This window comes from Paenibacillus sp. RU5M, from assembly GCF_900221055.1.
Taxonomy (GTDB): Bacteria; Bacillota; Bacilli; order Paenibacillales; family Paenibacillaceae; genus Paenibacillus; species Paenibacillus marchantiae.
Genome location: NZ_OBQM01000002.1, coordinates 711,842 through 728,363, shown reverse-complemented (window position 1 = coordinate 728,363; position 16,522 = coordinate 711,842). Strand labels below are relative to the sequence as shown.

General features: G+C 47.4%; 16 protein-coding genes. All 16 read left to right on the top strand.

Going from position 1 to position 16,522, the window contains the following annotated elements:
- The first annotated feature begins 2 nt into the window (after positions 1-2).
- The 16 genes from CRO25_RS09090 to CRO25_RS09015 all read left to right on the top strand — a co-directional run bounded on the left by CRO25_RS09090 (position 3) and on the right by CRO25_RS09015 (position 16,521).
- Positions 3-992: a beta-ketoacyl-ACP synthase III gene (locus CRO25_RS09090; RefSeq protein ID WP_063564927.1), complete on the top strand. Its 990-nt coding sequence runs from the start codon at positions 3-5 to the stop codon at positions 990-992.
- Positions 993-1,019: 27 nt separating this feature from the next.
- Complete coding sequence (gene fabD / locus CRO25_RS09085) at positions 1,020-1,952, top strand: ACP S-malonyltransferase (protein WP_079694702.1); 933 nt, start codon at positions 1,020-1,022, stop codon at positions 1,950-1,952.
- A gap of 37 nt (positions 1,953-1,989) precedes the next feature.
- A complete protein-coding gene (gene fabG, locus CRO25_RS09080; protein WP_064639092.1) occupies positions 1,990-2,739 on the top strand; it encodes a 3-oxoacyl-[acyl-carrier-protein] reductase in 750 nt (249 codons plus the stop codon).
- A gap of 151 nt (positions 2,740-2,890) precedes the next feature.
- Positions 2,891-3,124 (top strand): acyl carrier protein, encoded by a 234-nt coding sequence (gene acpP, locus CRO25_RS09075; RefSeq protein ID WP_024630176.1) that lies wholly within the window; start codon positions 2,891-2,893, stop codon positions 3,122-3,124.
- 180 nt (positions 3,125-3,304) lie between these two features.
- A complete protein-coding gene (gene fabF, locus CRO25_RS09070; protein WP_024630177.1) occupies positions 3,305-4,543 on the top strand; it encodes a beta-ketoacyl-ACP synthase II in 1,239 nt (412 codons plus the stop codon).
- A gap of 13 nt (positions 4,544-4,556) precedes the next feature.
- On the top strand, positions 4,557-5,255 hold the full coding sequence (gene rnc, locus CRO25_RS09065; RefSeq protein WP_024630178.1) for a ribonuclease III: 699 nt from the start codon (positions 4,557-4,559) through the stop codon (positions 5,253-5,255).
- A 189-nt stretch (positions 5,256-5,444) separates the two neighbouring features.
- Positions 5,445-9,014: a chromosome segregation protein SMC gene (gene smc / locus CRO25_RS09060; protein ID WP_079694701.1), complete on the top strand. Its 3,570-nt coding sequence runs from the start codon at positions 5,445-5,447 to the stop codon at positions 9,012-9,014.
- A 75-nt stretch (positions 9,015-9,089) separates the two neighbouring features.
- Complete coding sequence (gene ftsY, locus CRO25_RS09055; protein ID WP_063564665.1) at positions 9,090-10,103, top strand: signal recognition particle-docking protein FtsY; 1,014 nt, start codon at positions 9,090-9,092, stop codon at positions 10,101-10,103.
- A gap of 137 nt (positions 10,104-10,240) precedes the next feature.
- Positions 10,241-10,888: a hemolysin III family protein gene (locus tag CRO25_RS09050; protein WP_063564664.1), complete on the top strand. Its 648-nt coding sequence runs from the start codon at positions 10,241-10,243 to the stop codon at positions 10,886-10,888.
- Positions 10,889-11,154: 266 nt separating this feature from the next.
- Positions 11,155-11,505, top strand: coding sequence for a putative DNA-binding protein (locus CRO25_RS09045; RefSeq protein WP_072732388.1), 351 nt, complete (start codon positions 11,155-11,157; stop codon positions 11,503-11,505).
- A gap of 65 nt (positions 11,506-11,570) precedes the next feature.
- Complete coding sequence (ffh, locus tag CRO25_RS09040; RefSeq protein ID WP_063564662.1) at positions 11,571-12,947, top strand: signal recognition particle protein; 1,377 nt, start codon at positions 11,571-11,573, stop codon at positions 12,945-12,947.
- 54 nt (positions 12,948-13,001) lie between these two features.
- On the top strand, positions 13,002-13,274 hold the full coding sequence (rpsP, locus tag CRO25_RS09035) for a 30S ribosomal protein S16 (RefSeq protein ID WP_024630184.1): 273 nt from the start codon (positions 13,002-13,004) through the stop codon (positions 13,272-13,274).
- A 23-nt stretch (positions 13,275-13,297) separates the two neighbouring features.
- On the top strand, positions 13,298-13,528 hold the full coding sequence (locus tag CRO25_RS09030; RefSeq protein WP_024630185.1) for a KH domain-containing protein: 231 nt from the start codon (positions 13,298-13,300) through the stop codon (positions 13,526-13,528).
- A gap of 239 nt (positions 13,529-13,767) precedes the next feature.
- Complete coding sequence (rimM, locus tag CRO25_RS09025) at positions 13,768-14,280, top strand: ribosome maturation factor RimM (RefSeq protein WP_063564660.1); 513 nt, start codon at positions 13,768-13,770, stop codon at positions 14,278-14,280.
- A gap of 1 nt (position 14,281) precedes the next feature.
- Complete coding sequence (gene trmD / locus CRO25_RS09020) at positions 14,282-15,049, top strand: tRNA (guanosine(37)-N1)-methyltransferase TrmD (RefSeq protein ID WP_072732389.1); 768 nt, start codon at positions 14,282-14,284, stop codon at positions 15,047-15,049.
- A 215-nt stretch (positions 15,050-15,264) separates the two neighbouring features.
- Positions 15,265-16,521, top strand: coding sequence for a hypothetical protein (locus tag CRO25_RS09015; protein WP_079694700.1), 1,257 nt, complete (start codon positions 15,265-15,267; stop codon positions 16,519-16,521).
- The last annotated feature ends 1 nt before the right edge of the window (position 16,522 follow it).

Here is a 16,522-nt window from a genome sequence, read left to right as displayed (position 1 = left end):
ACATGAATAATTTGCGCCCGGTAGGGGTTATCGGTACTGGTAAATATGTACCTGAGAAAATTTTGACAAACAGCGATTTGGAGAAAATGGTAGATACGAATGATGAGTGGATCGTCAGTCGTACAGGAATCAAGGAGCGTCACATCGCTGCACCGGATCAGGCGACTTCAGATCTGGCATACGAGGCAGCGATCAAAGCACTTGAGTCTGCTGGCATGACTGGCAGCGATCTTGATCTGATTATTGTGGCAACTATTACACCGGATTCTTCATTCCCTTCTACTGCTTGTATTTTGCAAGATAAGCTTGGTGCCAAGGGCGCTGCGGCATTTGACTTGTCTGCTGCCTGCTCCGGATTTGTATACGGTCTGGCAACAGCAACGAGCTTTATCCAAAGCGGCATGTACAACAATGCACTTGTTATTGGTGCAGATTGCTTGTCTCGCATTACTGACTATACCGACCGTAATACCTGTGTGCTGTTTGGCGATGGCGCCGGTGCGGTTATCGTTGGTGAAGTGCCGGAAGGCCGTGGATTTAAATCATTCGATCTCGGAGCTGAAGGTGCGGGCGGAAGCCTGCTTCAAATGGAGGGCGGAGGTTCCCGTCTGCCTGCATCCGTAGAAACGGTTGAGAACAAAAAACATTATATTTACATGAATGGCCGTGAAGTGTTTAAATTTGCAGTACGGGTGATGGGTACAGCGACGATTGAAGTTCTGCGCAAGGCTGGCCTGGAACGTACGGACGTGGATCTGTTTGTTCCTCACCAAGCCAATATCCGGATTATCCAATCTGCAATGCAGCGACTTGAGCTTCCTGAAGAGAAAGTTGTAGTCAACGTGGATAAATACGCCAACACATCTGCAGCCTCCATTCCGCTTGCTCTGGTAGAAGCTGCTGAAGAAGGCCGCATGAAAGCCGGAGATACTGTGCTTATGGTTGGTTTCGGTGGCGGATTGACGTGGGGCGCATCAGTACTCGTTTGGTAAACTAGACAGCTGGGAGAGATGAATTGGATGGGTAAAATAGCATTTGTATTTCCCGGACAGGGATCGCAGGCTGTGGGCATGGCCAAGGACGCGTATGAGTCTGTGCCTGCGGCAACAGAGATTTTTCGCACAGCCGATGAAACGCTAGGTTTCGCGCTGAGCAATCTTGTTTTTGAGGGACCAGAGACCGAGTTGAAACAGACATCGAATACACAACCGGCTCTGTTGACAGCAAGTATTGCATTGCTTGAGGCTTTTAAAGAAAAAGGAATTCAGCCTGATTATACGGCCGGACACAGTCTGGGTGAATACAGTGCACTGGTCGCGGCGGGCGTTCTTTCGTTCGCGGACGCGGTAAGCATTGTGCGGGCACGCGGTCAATATATGGAACAGGCTGTTCCTGGTGGACAGGGTGCAATGGCTGCGGTATTGGGTGCGGATCGGGAAGCGCTGGGGGTGCTTTGCCGGGACGTATCCGAAAGTGGTCATGCGGTTGAACTTGCCAACATCAACTGTCCGGGACAAATCGTGATTTCCGGTGTGAAGGAAGGGGTATCTGCTGTCGCTGAACGGGTCAAAGAAGCGGGCGGCAAACGTGCCATCACACTTGAAGTAAGCGGTCCGTTCCATTCTTCCTTAATGAAGGATGCAGCAGAGAAGCTGGCTGAGAAACTGAAAACTGTTTCGTTCTCACCTGGGGATATCCCTGTAGTTGCAAATGTGACTGCAAGACCTGTGGAAGACGGTAAGGTTCAGGATTTATTGACAGCTCAGGTCTATTCTCCGGTTTTATGGGAAGACAGTGTGACATGGCTTATTGAGCAAGGTGTAGATACCTTTATCGAGATTGGTTCTGGCAGTGTGTTAACAGGTTTGATTAAAAAAACAGATAAAACCGTTAAACTGTACAATGTAAACAGTCTTGAGACGCTTGAAGCAACTGCAGCTGCACTAATTTGATTAACCATGATTAGATTTGGGGAAAGGAGGAATGATTATGTCTAAACCATTACACGGCAAAAATGCGCTTGTTACCGGTGCATCCCGTGGTATTGGGCGCAGTATTGCACTCGCTTTGGCCGAGGCTGGCGCCAACGTGGCCGTGAATTATGCGGGCAGTCAAGCGGCAGCTGAGGAAGTAGCGGAAGCGATTCGTGCCAAAGGTGTCCAGGCAATTACGATTCAAGCGAATGTGGGCCAGATGGACGAAGCCGAACAAATGGTCAAAGCTACCATTGAGGCATGGGGCAACGTTGATATTCTTGTCAACAATGCTGGAATTACCCGTGATAATCTGATCATGCGTATGAAGGAAGAGGAATTTGATCAGGTGATCGAAACCAACCTCAAAGGGGTGTTTAACTGCCTTAAGGCGGTTACACGTCCAATGATGAAGCAACGGTCTGGTAGAATTATCAATATCTCCTCTGTTGTGGGTGTGCTCGGAAATGCTGGACAAGCAAACTATGTTGCTGCCAAGGCAGGGGTCATCGGTTTGACGAAGGCGTCTGCTCGTGAGCTTGCCTCCCGCGGCATCACAGTTAACTGCGTTGCACCAGGATTTATTGAGACCGATATGACGAAGGAATTGTCCCAGGAGATCGTGGACAACATGTTGAACGGTATTCCGTTGTCCCGTCTGGGCCAACCGGATGAAATCGCCGGTGTTGTCACGTTCCTGGCTTCAGAAGCTTCATCTTATATGACAGGGCAGACACTGCATGTTGATGGTGGCATGTACATGTAATTCTTCCCGGACTTGAACAATAGTCGGGGAACAGGCGCTGGACGATCCGAAATGCCGGAAAAAGGCCGGGTTCCCCGGCCGGGAGCCGCATATGTCTTCTATGGCATTTTGCCTGCGATTCTCGTATAATACCAAGGAGGAGGTGAACCGGATGTCCGATGTATTGGAGCGTGTAAAACGCATCGTCGTCGACCGCTTGGGCGCAGACGAAGCTGAAGTTACACTTGAAGCATCTTTCAAAGAAGATTTGGGTGCTGATTCTTTGGATGTAGTGGAATTGGTCATGGAATTGGAAGATGAATTCGATTTGGAAATCTCTGATGAAGATGCAGAAAAAATCACGACCGTAGGTGAAGTTGTAAACTACATACAATCTCATACCTAAAGTCAATTCAGTCCCGCACCTGTTTTCGAACAGGCGGGACTTCTCATCATTCATTGGTTTTTCTCATTCCGCAAGCGGCGCTGGTCAAACGGATCTCCGGGTCCTGCTTGGCTAGACGTCTGCTTGCGGATATTCCCACAAAATAATTGCGTAATGCAGTCGATATAGAGGTGAGTCGGTTTGAAACAAAGAGTTGTAATTACCGGAATGGGCGTAATGACATCGCTCGGAAAAGATTTGGAAACGTTCTGGGGCAGTTTAATGGCAGGTAAGTCCGGAATCTCTCAGATTGAGGCGTTTGATGTAAGTGAATATACCACTCAAATTGCAGCCGAGATCAAGGATTTCAACCCGGAAGAATACATGGATCGCAAAGATGCACGTAAAATGGACCGTTTTGTTCAGTTCGCTGTAGCAGCTGGTTTCAAAGCCGTTGAAGACAGTGGTCTGAAAATTGACGAGAACATTGATGCAGAGCGTTTTGGTGTGTCGATCGGATCGGGTATCGGTGGATTGGGTACTTGGGAGGACCAACATAATGCATTGCTGCAAAAAGGTCCTAAACGCGTAAGCCCATTTTTCATTCCGATGATGATCTCCAACATGGCTTCTGGCCAGATGTCGATTTCTCTCGGGGCGAAAGGTCCTAACATCAACGTGGTAACGGCATGTGCTACAGGAACACACTCCATTGGAGATTCCTTCAAGCTGATTGCAAACGGTGATGCGGATGCAATGATTTGTGGCGGTGCGGAAGCAACCATTAGACCAACTGGTCTGGCTGGGTTCTGTGCAATGCGTGCCATGTCTACACGTAATGATGATCCGGCTAAGTCGAGCCGTCCTTTTGATACAGAACGTGACGGGTTTGTTATGGGTGAGGGCGCGGGAGTTCTGATCCTTGAATCCCTTGAACATGCTCAAAAACGTGGTGCTCGTATTTATGGCGAAGTAATTGGTTACGGTCTCACTGGCGATGCACATCACATGACGGAGCCTGATCCGGACGGAGCAGCTCGTTGCATGAAGATGGCTCTTCGTAATGCGGGTATCGAACCAGAAGAAGTGGACTATATCAATGCACATGGTACATCAACACCTGTAGGTGACAGATCCGAAACGCTTGCGATCAAAAAAGCGTTTGGCGATCATGCGTACAAGCTTGCTGTGAGTTCAACCAAATCGATGACAGGTCATATGCTTGGTGCTGCTGGTGGCGTAGAAGCTGTAATCTGCGGATTGTCGCTGACACATCAGACGCTTGCTCCAACAATCAACCTGGAAAATCAGGACCCGGAATGTGATCTGGATTATGTTCCAAACGTTCCACGTCAAACTAAAGTCAACATTGCCATGTCCAATTCATTTGGGTTCGGCGGTCACAATGCCACCATTATTCTCAAAAAATTTGAAGCATAAGGGGCTAGTTCGTTTGAGTGAAGATCTGAAGCAGTTACAACACAAACTTCAAATCAAATTTGACAACAGGCAGCTTTTAAAACAAGCGTTTACCCATGCTTCTTATGTAAACGAACACCGGTTCAGTCAGCATCAGGATAACGAGCGTCTGGAGTTTCTGGGCGATGCGGTACTGGAACTGACTGTGTCGGAATACTTGTATCACTTGTTTCCTAACCGGCCGGAAGGTGAATTAACTAAGCTGCGGGCATCCATTGTCTGCGAGCCTTCCCTCGTCAAATTTGCTGAAGCGTTGGGTTTTGGGCAGTATGTACTTCTTGGTAAAGGTGAGGAACTGACGGGAGGACGAACTAGACCGGCTTTGTTAGCGGATGTGTTTGAATCTTTCATCGGTGCATTATATCTGGATCAGGGATTGGCGCCTGTCCGGACATTTCTGGATCAGCATGTATTTCCGTTGATCGTTCTGGGCAGCAAATTGCAAATGAGCGATTACAAAACGGAATTGCAGGAACTCACTCAGCATCACAATATGGGAGCTCTGGAATACCGTATTGTTGAGGAACGGGGCCCTGCCCATGAACGGGAGTTTGTCTCCGAGGTCCATATGGGTCAAGAACGGCTTGGCAGAGGTACAGGACGTTCCAAAAAGGAAGCCGAACAACAGGCTGCATCCGCAGCACTGGATCGACTGAAGCTTCCGGAAGCCTGAGCTTTACCGTAAGCGCATAGACAAACGAAGAGCAAAGAGCAGCCCGCGGGTCCGCCTGGCGGAATTTATCGGCCGGACTGCTTTTTGCTCTTTTTTTTGTAAGGAGGATCAGGATTTTCTTTTCCTGTTCGATAACTAGGCGCTGAATGCAACATTTGAAATTTGCAAGAGGAGGTGACGGGAAACCCTATGTTTTTGAAACGGATTGAACTGGGTGGATTCAAGTCATTCGCCGACAAAACGGAAATGGAATTCGTTCGTGGCATAACCGCTGTTGTGGGCCCGAACGGAAGTGGCAAAAGTAACATTTCAGACGGCATACGCTGGGTTCTTGGGGAACAAAGCGCCAAATCACTGCGTGGTGGCAAGATGGAAGATATCATTTTTGCCGGCAGTGATGCACGGAAGGCTGTTAATTTTGGTGAAGTTTCGTTAACGCTGGATAACGAAGATCATGCGCTTGCTTTGGATTTTGGTGAAGTAACGGTAACGCGTCGTGTACATCGCAGCGGAGACAGTGAATATTTTATCAACAAGCAGTCGTGTCGGTTGAAGGATATTACCGAATTGTTTATGGATACCGGGATCGGAAAGGAAGCTTACTCGATTATTGGACAGGGGCGAATCGAAGAGATTCTGAGTACCCGTTCAGAGGATCGCAGGGGGATCTTTGAAGAGGCATCAGGTATTGTTAAATATAAATCTCGCAAACGGGATGCTACTCGCAAACTGGATGAGACGGAACAGAATTTATTGCGTATTCATGACCTTGTCACCGAGTTGGAAGACCAGATTGGTCCGTTAAAGGAACAATCGGAGAAAGCAATCCATTATAAGGAATTACGTGGACAGCTGAAATCGCAGGAAATCTCTATGTATGTGTATCAGATTGAACAAATTCACGCTTCCTGGAGCAAAGCAAACCAACGACTTGAATCGTTGAAACAGGAAGAAGTCGGATTGGCGGCTATCGTCTCCACTCATGATGCCAAGCTGGAAAGTGACCGAAATGCACTGCGTACGCTGGAGACGGAGACGGAACAGCTGCAATCGGCCTTATTGCAATTCAGTGAAGCAACGGAGAAGAGCGAAGGGCTAGGAGAACTGCTCAAGGAGCGTTCGCGTCATCTGCAGACGAACCAGGAACAGCTTAAAGTGACGCTTGCAGCGAGTGAAGAGAGACATCGGGAGCGTGAAGCCGAGTTACTTGCATTACGCGAAAAGTTTGCCAAGCTTGAACTGGAATTGAATGATGTAAGAAACCGCCTATCCGAAGAAGAGGCCAAACTTGTCGGTGTTACTGGCGGCATTAGCCAACAGCAGGAGGAAAGCCTTAAGGGCAACTTGCTGGAACTGATGAATCAGATGGCTCAGACACGAAATGAAATTCGTTACGCGGACCAACAGATAGAAACGCTGGAACGGCGAATGAATCGCGCGACAGAGGAATCCGGCAAGTGGGAAGGCCAGAAGGAAACGCTGGAAGCCCGCAAATCGGAGATTGAGAAAAAAGTTGTTCGCTTGGGCAAGGAAATCAGTGATCTGCGCGGTGGTTACATTACGGAAAGTGAACGTCTCCAATCGTTGCAGAAGCTGCTCGAAGAAAGTCGGGGAACTGTCCGTAAATGGGAGCAGAAGCGTGAAGCCCAGGTCTCCCGTCGCGATACAATGAAAGAGATGCAGGATGATTTTGACGGTTTCATGTTGGGTGTCAAAGAAGTTCTTAAGGCATCACGCAAAGGTACACTGAACGGGGTTCATGGAGCCGTTGCAGAGCTCGTTAAAGTGCCTGAAAAGATCGAACTTGCGGTAGAGACAGCGATGGGCGCTTCCCTGCAGCATGTCGTCATGGAGAATGAATCGGTTTCCAGACAGGCGATCGCTTTTCTGAAACAACGTCAATTGGGCAGAGCTACGTTCCTCCCGCTGGATGTTATTCGTGCACGTACCATTGGTGCGGGTGAACGTTCGATGATCGAAGGCATGGATGGTTTTGTGGGAATTGGTGCGGATCTCGTACAATACGAAGAACGTTATGCTGCGATCATTGGAAGCTTACTCGGAAATGTCATTATTGCGGAGAAGTTGGAGGATGCCAATAAGATCGCGGCTCGCTGCCAATATCGTTTCCGGGTCGTAACCCTGGAAGGCGATGTGGTTAACGCGGGTGGTTCGATGACTGGTGGTAGCCAGCACAAGAAAAATGTAAGTCTGCTCAGTCGCAAACGGCAGCTGGACCAGCTGGACCAGGATATTTTGGATACCGAAAATCAGATCGTAAAACTTCATCGCAGTGTGGATGATGTAAAAACTCAACTGGAGCAGTGCCAGGACAAGCTGGACGAGCTGCGTCAGTCTGGAGACGACACCCGGAATGCAGAACAGCAGGCTTCAATGGAAATGAAGCAGGTTGAGCATGAGCTGCGTCACGTGCTGGAACAGGTTGCCGTAGCTGGGCAGGAGAAGAGTGGCTTTACCGAAGAAATCAAAGAGATGGATACAGCTCGCGATGTTGCCGTGAAGAAGCTGGAGCAGCTTGAGGAAGAAGAGAAGGCGACCCATAGGGCCATTCATGCCGCAGAATTTGCGCGTAAAGCGAATGAATCGGCGAAGGAGGAATTGCAGACCCAACTCACTGATCTGAAAGTCCGAGAGGGGAAACTGGATCAGGAACGATTCTCCAACGAGGAGCAATTGCGTCGTCTGGAGCGCGAAGTGGATTCACTGGTGAAGGATCTTCGTCAAAATCGTACGTTGCTGGCCTCCATGGAAGCCGATCTGAAGAAAACAGAGACTGAGAGTGTTAAACAGATTGAAGATCTTAACCAATACAAGCTGAAAAAAGCGGAATCTGCACAGGAGCTGGACTTCAAGCGTGCTGCCCGAAGCGAGCTGTCGAAGAAGCTTGAGCTTGCCGAGAGTGAAACGAAGGAACAGCGCACACAGCTGAAAGCTGTGGAGGAACAGATGCGACAAACGGAAATTTCCGTGAACAGACTTGATGTTGAGTTGGAAAATATTCTGCGCAAACTGATGGATGAGTATGAGCTCGGTTATGAACTCGCCAAAGAGCGTTATCCAGTACCAGAAGATGTGGAGAGCACACAAACTGAGGTTCAGAAACTGAAGCGCAGCATTGCAGCTCTTGGCGACGTCAATCTGGGAGCCATCGAGGAATTCCAGCGGGTTAACGAACGGTATGAGTTCCTCAGCACGCAGAAGAATGACCTGGTTGAAGCCAAAACAACGTTGTATCAGGTTATTCGAGAAATGGAAGACGAGATGGCCAAACGATTCAAGGCAACATTTGATGCGATTCGCCGGGAGTTTGGGGCTGTCTTCACCAAGCTGTTTGGCGGAGGTCGCGCGGATCTTGTATTGATGGACCCTGAGCGTTTGCTCGATACGGGCATTGATATCGTCGCACAGCCACCAGGCAAAAAGCTGCAAAACCTGCAGCTATTATCCGGTGGGGAACGAGCGTTGACCGCGATGGCTCTCTTATTCGCTATTCTGCATGTTAAGCCGGTACCGTTCTGCGTACTGGATGAAGTGGAAGCGGCACTGGATGAAGCCAACGTGGTGCGTTTTGCCCAGTATTTGCGTGAGTTCTCGGAACAAACACAATTCATCGTTGTTACACATCGCAAAGGCACAATGGAAGAAGCGGATGTGCTGTATGGTGTCACGATGGAAGAGGGCGGAGTATCCAAGCTCGTTTCGGTTAAACTGGAAGATGAGGAAGCTGTCATTGCCTAATCTTTGAGTTGGTTGTCACGCATGAACTCATCTAATATCATTTAAACTAAGAAATGTACACGATGGAGGGGCTTTATGAGTTTTTTTAAAAAGCTGAGAGACAGCATTGCAAGCAAAACGGAGTCGGTTACCAAACAGTTCAAGGACGGGTTGGAAAAGACGCGTAAAGGCCTTGTAGAGAAAGTATCGGATCTCGTTATCCGTCGCAAAAAAATCGACGAGGAATTCTATGAAGAATTGGAAGAGATTCTGATTGGAGCCGACGTAGGTGTCAATACGGTCATGAAACTGATTGAAGATCTGCGTGATGAGGTCAAAAAACGTAAAATTGAGGATGCGGCTGAACTACAGCCTGTATTGTCCGAAAAACTGACGGGTTTGCTTCGTGGCGAGCAGAATAATGAACTGAAAATGAATCCGGATGGCATTACGGTCATTTTGTTTGTTGGTGTTAATGGTGTTGGTAAAACAACAACGATTGGTAAGCTGGCCCATCGCTTCAAACAGCAGGGTAAAAAGGTCATTATGGCAGCAGGTGATACGTTCCGTGCCGGAGCGATCGAACAACTCGAAGTATGGGGACAACGTGCTGGTGTGGAAGTCATCAAGCAACAATCAGGTTCTGACCCTGCAGCTGTAATGTATGATGCTGTACAGGCTGCGAAGCAGCGGGGTGCTGATGTATTGCTCTGTGATACAGCAGGCCGTCTGCAAAATAAATCCAATCTGATGGACGAACTCAACAAAATCTATCGTGTCATTCAACGTGAAATTCCGGAAGCACCTCATGAAGTATTAATGGTGCTGGATGCAACTACAGGTCAGAATGCACTGAATCAGGCCAAACTCTTTGGAGAGAAGAGCGGGGTAACTGGACTTGTACTGACGAAGCTGGATGGTACCGCCAAAGGTGGTATTGTTGTTGCAATTCGTCAGGAGTTGGATCTGCCTGTGAAGCTGGTCGGACTGGGTGAGAAAATTGATGATCTGCAGCCATTCGACTCGGAGCAATTCGTACATGCGTTGTTTGCCGGATTGATTCAAGAACAGCCAGCTGAAAGTGCTGAAGAAGAGGAAGCTAATTCCTAGAATCATTAATAAATAGGATAGCGTTAACCGTATTGCCAGTGATATACGTGATAAGTGTCACGTGTAATGTCACTGGCAATACGTGTATAATGGGAATAAAGCAGGCAATGCTAAAGGGTTAGAAAGGACGGTTGAAAATGGCCAATACTCATACCTATTCTCGCCGTGAAGAAGTCGCCAATGCGGTGACACATGGAATCGGCGCTGCACTCAGTGTAGCTGCACTGGTGATATTGATTGTATTTGCAAGTATGAAAGGCACGGCTTGGCATGTGGTCAGTTTCACGATCTACGGGATCACCATGCTGCTGCTATATACGAGCTCTACACTCGTGCATGCATGGAAAGATGGAAAAGTGAAAGACTTATTTGAGATTTTCGACCATTCTTCCATATATTTGTTTATTGCGGGATCGTACACTCCACTTTTGTTTATTGCTGTTCGCGGCACACTTGGATGGACCCTGTTCGGTATAATCTGGGGAGTCGCATTATTCGGCGTAATCTTTAAGGCGTTTTTTACGAAAAGATTTCTGTTCATGTCCACGATTTTCTATATTGCGATGGGCTGGCTCATCGTTATTGCCTGGCAACCGCTTATGACTGCCATCCCTACAGGCGGAATTGTGCTGCTGGTTGCTGGAGGTCTGATGTATACACTGGGGACGCTTTTTTATGTTTGGCGTGGATTTCCGTACCACCATGCGATTTGGCATCTCTTTGTGCTCGCAGGCAGTATTCTTCATTTCTTTATGGTACTTCTGTACCTGACACCACTTCGGTAGGCCACGCACGGTAGATAGCGTAAAACGAATCGGCTCCATCTGTGGAGACCCATTCGTTTTTTTTGTTCTATATAAATGACACAGCAGGCTGAATTCTACTGTAGATGAATGGCTAAGATCAACCTTGTAGGCACGAAAAATGAGTGTAAAATGAACGTTTTTATTGTGACAAGTATTTTTGCTTGACAACCTGATTTGTTTTAGGTATTATTAGGAACGTTGCAAGAGTGTAAAGTGTTTTTCCTTGACGAAGGGAGTGCCCCGTTATGAGTCAAGAAAACCGGCTTGAGAAGACAAACCGGATTAACTTGCTGTTTGCTTTCTATGAACGGTTGCTTACCGAGAAACAGCAGACTTTTCTAAAGTATTACTTTCATGATGATTTCTCGCTGGGCGAGATTGCAGCCGAGTTCGAGATCAGCCGCCAGGCGGTATACGAGCATATCAAGCGTGCCGAACAAGTGCTGGAAAATTACGAAAGCAAGCTTGGCTTGCTGGAGAAGCACGAACGGCGCAACCGTAATCTTGAAGATTTGCAAAATGCATTGGAGCGCGCAGGCGTTTCCATTGATAACAACAAACAAATAAACGATATTATTCATCAACTCAGAGAGTAGTTCGTAAGAGTTGAATGAAACGTATCGGTCCTGAAAACAGTATTACAGCTTAAGGAGGTGGGATCATGGCATTTGAAGGATTAACGACCCGATTGCAGAATGTGTTCAGCAAGCTGCGTGGCAAAGGCAAGGTGTCTGATGAAGATGTTGCCGAAGCTATGCGCGAGGTACGTCTGGCATTGCTCGAAGCGGATGTAAACTTCAAAGTGGTCAAGGAATTCATCGCCAAGGTGAAAGAGAAGGCTGTTGGCAAAGAAGTGATGGAGAGCTTCACGCCAGGAATGGTCATTATCGACATCGTAAACAAGGAACTGACGGATTTGATGGGTGGAAGCCAGTCGAAGCTGGCTAAAGCGAACAAACCGCCTACGGTACTGATGATGGTTGGTTTGCAGGGTGCAGGTAAAACGACCACATCCGGTAAACTGGCTAAAATGCTGCAAAAGCAGAATAGTAGACCGTTGCTTGTTGCAGGAGATATTTATCGTCCAGCAGCGATCAAGCAGTTGCAAGTGCTCGGCGAGCAGATCAAAGCGCCAGTATTTACCCTGGGAGATCAGACAAGCCCTGTAGAAATTGCACGTCAGGGTCTGCAGCATGCCAAGGACAACGGCAATGACTATGTCATTATCGATACAGCTGGACGCCTGCATGTCGATGAAGAACTGATGGAAGAGCTTCGTCAGATTCACAGCGTAGTAAATCCCGATGAAGTATTGCTTGTCGTAGACAGCATGACAGGTCAGGATGCAGTTAATGTGGCAGAACACTTTAACCAGCAGCTTAATCTGACGGGTGTCGTTCTGACAAAGCTTGACGGAGATACTCGTGGTGGTGCCGCGCTTTCCGTTAAAGCAGTCACCGGTTGCCCAATCAAGTTTGCTTCCCTTGGTGAGAAACTTGATGCACTGGAACCTTTCCATCCGGAGCGCATGGCTTCACGTATTCTTGGTATGGGTGATATGCTCTCTCTGATTGAGAAAGCACAGTCCAACATTGATACCGATAAAGCCAAGGAAATGGAACGGAAGATGCGTAATGCAGAATTCACGTTTGAAGATTTCCTGGAGCAAATGGATCAAGTGAAAAAGCTGGGGCCAATCGATCAGATCATGGATATGATTCCTGGTATGGGCAAGATGAAACAAGCCAAGGACCTGAAGGTTGATGATAAACAGATGGGCCGGATCGAAGCGATCGTGTACTCCATGACGACCGAGGAGAAACGTAACCCTGATATGATCAACCATAGCCGCCGGAAGCGGATTGCTACAGGTAGTGGAACATCCCTGGCCGAAGTAAACCGTCTGATCAAGCAGTTTGATGAGATGCGCCGCATGATGAAACAGTTCTCGGATATGATGGGACCTAAAGGCGGCAAGAACAAAGCGATGAAGCAGCTCAAAGGTTTGGGCAAAGGAATGAAGTTTCCTTTCCGTTGATTCTGGGAGCAGCTGAACGATATACAGATTTCATTGAAGGAGGTGAATTTTCAAATGGCAGTTCGTATTCGTCTGAAACGTATGGGTGCTCACAAAGCTCCTTTCTACCGCGTAGTGGTATCGGATTCCCGTTCCCCACGTGACGGTCGTTTTATCGAGGAGATCGGTTACTACAACCCGGTTGAACAACCGGCTGTTGTTAAGATCGATGAAGATAAAGCATTGCAATGGCTTCAAAACGGTGCACAAGCATCTGACACTGTCCGCAACTTGCTGAGCAAAGCGGGCGTGATGAAGAAGTTCCACGAGTCTAAATTGACTAAATAAGGTGCTGATTCGGAGGGTCCTCTATGGAAGAATTAGTAAGCATAATTGCTAAGGCTTTGGTCGATCATCCGGAAGATGTGGCGGTTCGGACGGTTGAGAAAGACCGGCTTGTCGTTTATGAGTTAACCGTTCATCCTGACGATGTTGGGAAAGTGATTGGTAAACAGGGGCGAATCGCAAAGTCTCTTCGTACAGTCGTCACATCAGCAGCAGTTAAGATGGATAAACGGGTAACCGTTGATATCATATCTTAAAGATATACGAAAGGGGGTTAGGATGCATGTCCTAGCCCCTTTTCGTGCATGCTGAAACTTAAATAATAGGATTGAAAAAGCTCGTCAAGTATGATTATCTGCGGAAGTAGTGAAGGGTACGGAATCGATTCTGAAGAAGCGTTAGGATAACAGCGATACGAAGAACGATCCGTAACCAGAACGGCTGCGGGAGATCATCACATATACGTACCAATATGAATGGATTGTAGGAGGAAAGTATGGCAGAGTTTATGAATGTAGGTAAAATCGTCAATACGCATGGAATTCGTGGCGAGGTGAGAATCATGCCTTTAACTGATTTTCCGGAAGTGCGTTTTGCGAAAAATGCAGAGTTGTTTTTCTTTACACCAGATAATCATCCAGTTATGGTTAACGTGGAATCTGCACGTTTGCATAAGAATATGTATATTCTTCGTCTGAAAGAGTATGGCAACATTAATGAAGTAGAGAAGTTTAAAGGCGGCATGGCCAAAGTGTTAAAAGAGAATCTGGCAGAGCTGGAGGAAGGTGAATACTACTTCCATCAAATCGTTGGGTGTTCTGTCATCACCGAAGAGGGCGAAACACTTGGAACCATCTCTGAGATTTTGACTCCTGGAGCGAATGATGTATGGGTTGTCAAAACGCCTGCAGGTAAAGAAATTCTGCTTCCGGTTATTGATGATGTTGTTCTTGATGTGGATGTTACAGAGAAGCAAGTCAAGGTTCACCTGATGGAAGGGCTGCTATAACATGAAAGTGGATGTATTAACCCTATTCCCGGAAATGTTTGACGGTGTATTCGGAACCAGCATTCTGGGCAAAGCCCAAACCAAAGGGCTTGTATCTCTGGGAGCAACAAACTTTCGGAATTTTGCGACCAATAAACATAATACAGTTGACGATGCACCTTACGGCGGTGGTGGAGGTATGGTATTAAAGCCAGATCCGATCTTTGCTGCTGTTGAGGATGTATTAGAACAACGGGGCGAAGCTGCGGCAACGATGAAACCGCCACGTATTATTCTGATGTGTCCGCAAGGTGAGACGTTCACACAGAAAAAAGCAGAGGAACTTGTACAAGAAGATCATCTGATTTTTATTTGCGGACATTATGAAGGCTATGATGAGCGTATCCGTGAGTTTCTCGTGACGGATGAATTGTCGATTGGTGATTACGTGCTGACGGGTGGCGAGCTGCCTGCGATGGTGGCGATTGATAGTATTGTGCGCCTTATTCCGGGTGTACTGGGTAATGAGACAAGTGCTGTAACGGATTCATTCAGTACCGGATTGCTCGAATACCCGCACTACACACGTCCTCCGGAATTTAGAGGTATGAAGGTGCCCGATATGTTGTTATCTGGACATCATCTGAATATTGAGGCATGGCGCAGGGAGCAATCCTTGCTTCGTACGCTGGAACGCAGACCGGATATGTTGGAGACGGCGGACTTGACGGACAAAGAACGAGTTTGGTTAAACAAGCTTCGTTCCGATCGTGAAAAGAATGCAGAGTAATTTGATATTATCTCGTTTGAGCTCGTAAAATAATCTCATTCGAAATCTTGAAAGACCAACCTTGTGATATGAAGGTTGGTCTTTTTCTGTATTGAACACTTTTGCCGCTTTGAACATTTTTGCATGTTCCGAAATAGGGTTGTATAAACTGAAAAATTTCTTTATGGTGATCTCAGCTAGAAGCGTATGAAGACGACATGCTGAGGAGGAAGATTATGAATCATCAGCCTTATGAAGTTGGCAGAGTGGATATTAGCGAAGCTGGAGAGCGTTGCAAGATGCTTCTGGGAGATCTAAATGGAGATGGCAGGCTTGAGATGCTGTTGGTGCAGGCAGATGGGGGCATAGACGACCGTTACGTTCCGCATCAGGTATGCTGTCTGTCGGCATATGATCTGGATGGAACATTAATGTGGCAGGTCGGAACACCGGACCCGGATGCAGGTGGTCCAGGATCAGACTATCCCGCTCAGATTGTAGATTGGGATGGGGACGGAAATAATGAAGTGCTGTGTGTAATGAACAAGCAATTGCTTATTCTAGACGGAAGAACCGGAGAGATAAAGAAACGTCATGATTTGCCTGGAGAGCAAGCGCATGATTGTATTATTCTTGCAAACCTGACTGGTGACCAACACACGATGGATATCCTGCTGAAGGATCGGTATAAGACGTTATGGGCATTAGATCACGATTTCAATTTGCTATGGAAGCATGAAGGTAATATAGGTCATTTTCCGTGGGTCTACGATATCGATGGGGATGGCAAGGATGAAGTGATGGCCGGGTATGACATGCTGGATCATGATGGAACATTATTATGGTCCTGTCAGAATCTTGATGATCACGCAGACTGTATATGGTTTGGTGATGTGGACGAGGATGGAGAGGTTGAAATTGTTATCGGTGGCAGTGTCACGGTGATGATGGATCGGTACGGAAATGAAAAATGGCGTTATGAGGATTCGATTGAATCACAGCATATTGCATTGGGGAAATTTTATAGAGAAAGACAAGGATTACAGATTGCAGGCTTGGATCGGATTATTCGTGGAGATGAGAATGGCAAGGATGGAATGTTTATGCTGGATAGCGACGGAAAAGAACTGTGGAAAGAAGATCGTAAAACTCGCGGCTGGTTAACCATTATTGAGCCTGTACGCAACTGGGATGACAGCGAGCTTGACTATATCATGGCTTATCGCCGAGGTGGGGGTGTCCTGCCATCTTTGATCAATGGTAATATGCAAACGGTTGCAACGTTCGGAAAAGATTGCTATGCCGTACATGCCGACTTGTGTCAGAGCGGAAGGGAGCAGGTCATCATCTATGATGCACATGAAGCCGTAATCTATTCCAGCTCAGTGATGGATGTAATCACTCCAACCTCTTTGGACATAAAAAGAGCCCAGCTTCAGCCAAAAAGGCTGTATAGCTCGACTCTTTATCCAGGCGGGGAAGTATTAAGCTAGC

What these genes read in the sequence shown, in the direction of transcription:
- rimM (WP_063564660.1), top strand. Translation starts at nt 13,768, where the DNA reads ATGGCAGAGTTTATGAATGTAGGTAAAATCGTCAATACGCATGGAATT.
- acpP (WP_024630176.1), top strand. Translation starts at nt 2,891, where the DNA reads ATGTCCGATGTATTGGAGCGTGTAAAACGCATCGTCGTCGACCGCTTG.
- rpsP (WP_024630184.1), top strand. Translation starts at nt 13,002, where the DNA reads ATGGCAGTTCGTATTCGTCTGAAACGTATGGGTGCTCACAAAGCTCCT.
- CRO25_RS09015 (WP_079694700.1), top strand. Translation starts at nt 15,265, where the DNA reads ATGAATCATCAGCCTTATGAAGTTGGCAGAGTGGATATTAGCGAAGCT.
- trmD (WP_072732389.1), top strand. Translation starts at nt 14,282, where the DNA reads ATGAAAGTGGATGTATTAACCCTATTCCCGGAAATGTTTGACGGTGTA.
- CRO25_RS09045 (WP_072732388.1), top strand. Translation starts at nt 11,155, where the DNA reads ATGAGTCAAGAAAACCGGCTTGAGAAGACAAACCGGATTAACTTGCTG.
- ffh (WP_063564662.1), top strand. Translation starts at nt 11,571, where the DNA reads ATGGCATTTGAAGGATTAACGACCCGATTGCAGAATGTGTTCAGCAAG.
- smc (WP_079694701.1), top strand. Translation starts at nt 5,445, where the DNA reads ATGTTTTTGAAACGGATTGAACTGGGTGGATTCAAGTCATTCGCCGAC.
- CRO25_RS09090 (WP_063564927.1), top strand. Translation starts at nt 3, where the DNA reads ATGAATAATTTGCGCCCGGTAGGGGTTATCGGTACTGGTAAATATGTA.
- ftsY (WP_063564665.1), top strand. Translation starts at nt 9,090, where the DNA reads ATGAGTTTTTTTAAAAAGCTGAGAGACAGCATTGCAAGCAAAACGGAG.
- CRO25_RS09050 (WP_063564664.1), top strand. Translation starts at nt 10,241, where the DNA reads ATGGCCAATACTCATACCTATTCTCGCCGTGAAGAAGTCGCCAATGCG.
- fabD (WP_079694702.1), top strand. Translation starts at nt 1,020, where the DNA reads ATGGGTAAAATAGCATTTGTATTTCCCGGACAGGGATCGCAGGCTGTG.
- fabG (WP_064639092.1), top strand. Translation starts at nt 1,990, where the DNA reads ATGTCTAAACCATTACACGGCAAAAATGCGCTTGTTACCGGTGCATCC.
- CRO25_RS09030 (WP_024630185.1), top strand. Translation starts at nt 13,298, where the DNA reads ATGGAAGAATTAGTAAGCATAATTGCTAAGGCTTTGGTCGATCATCCG.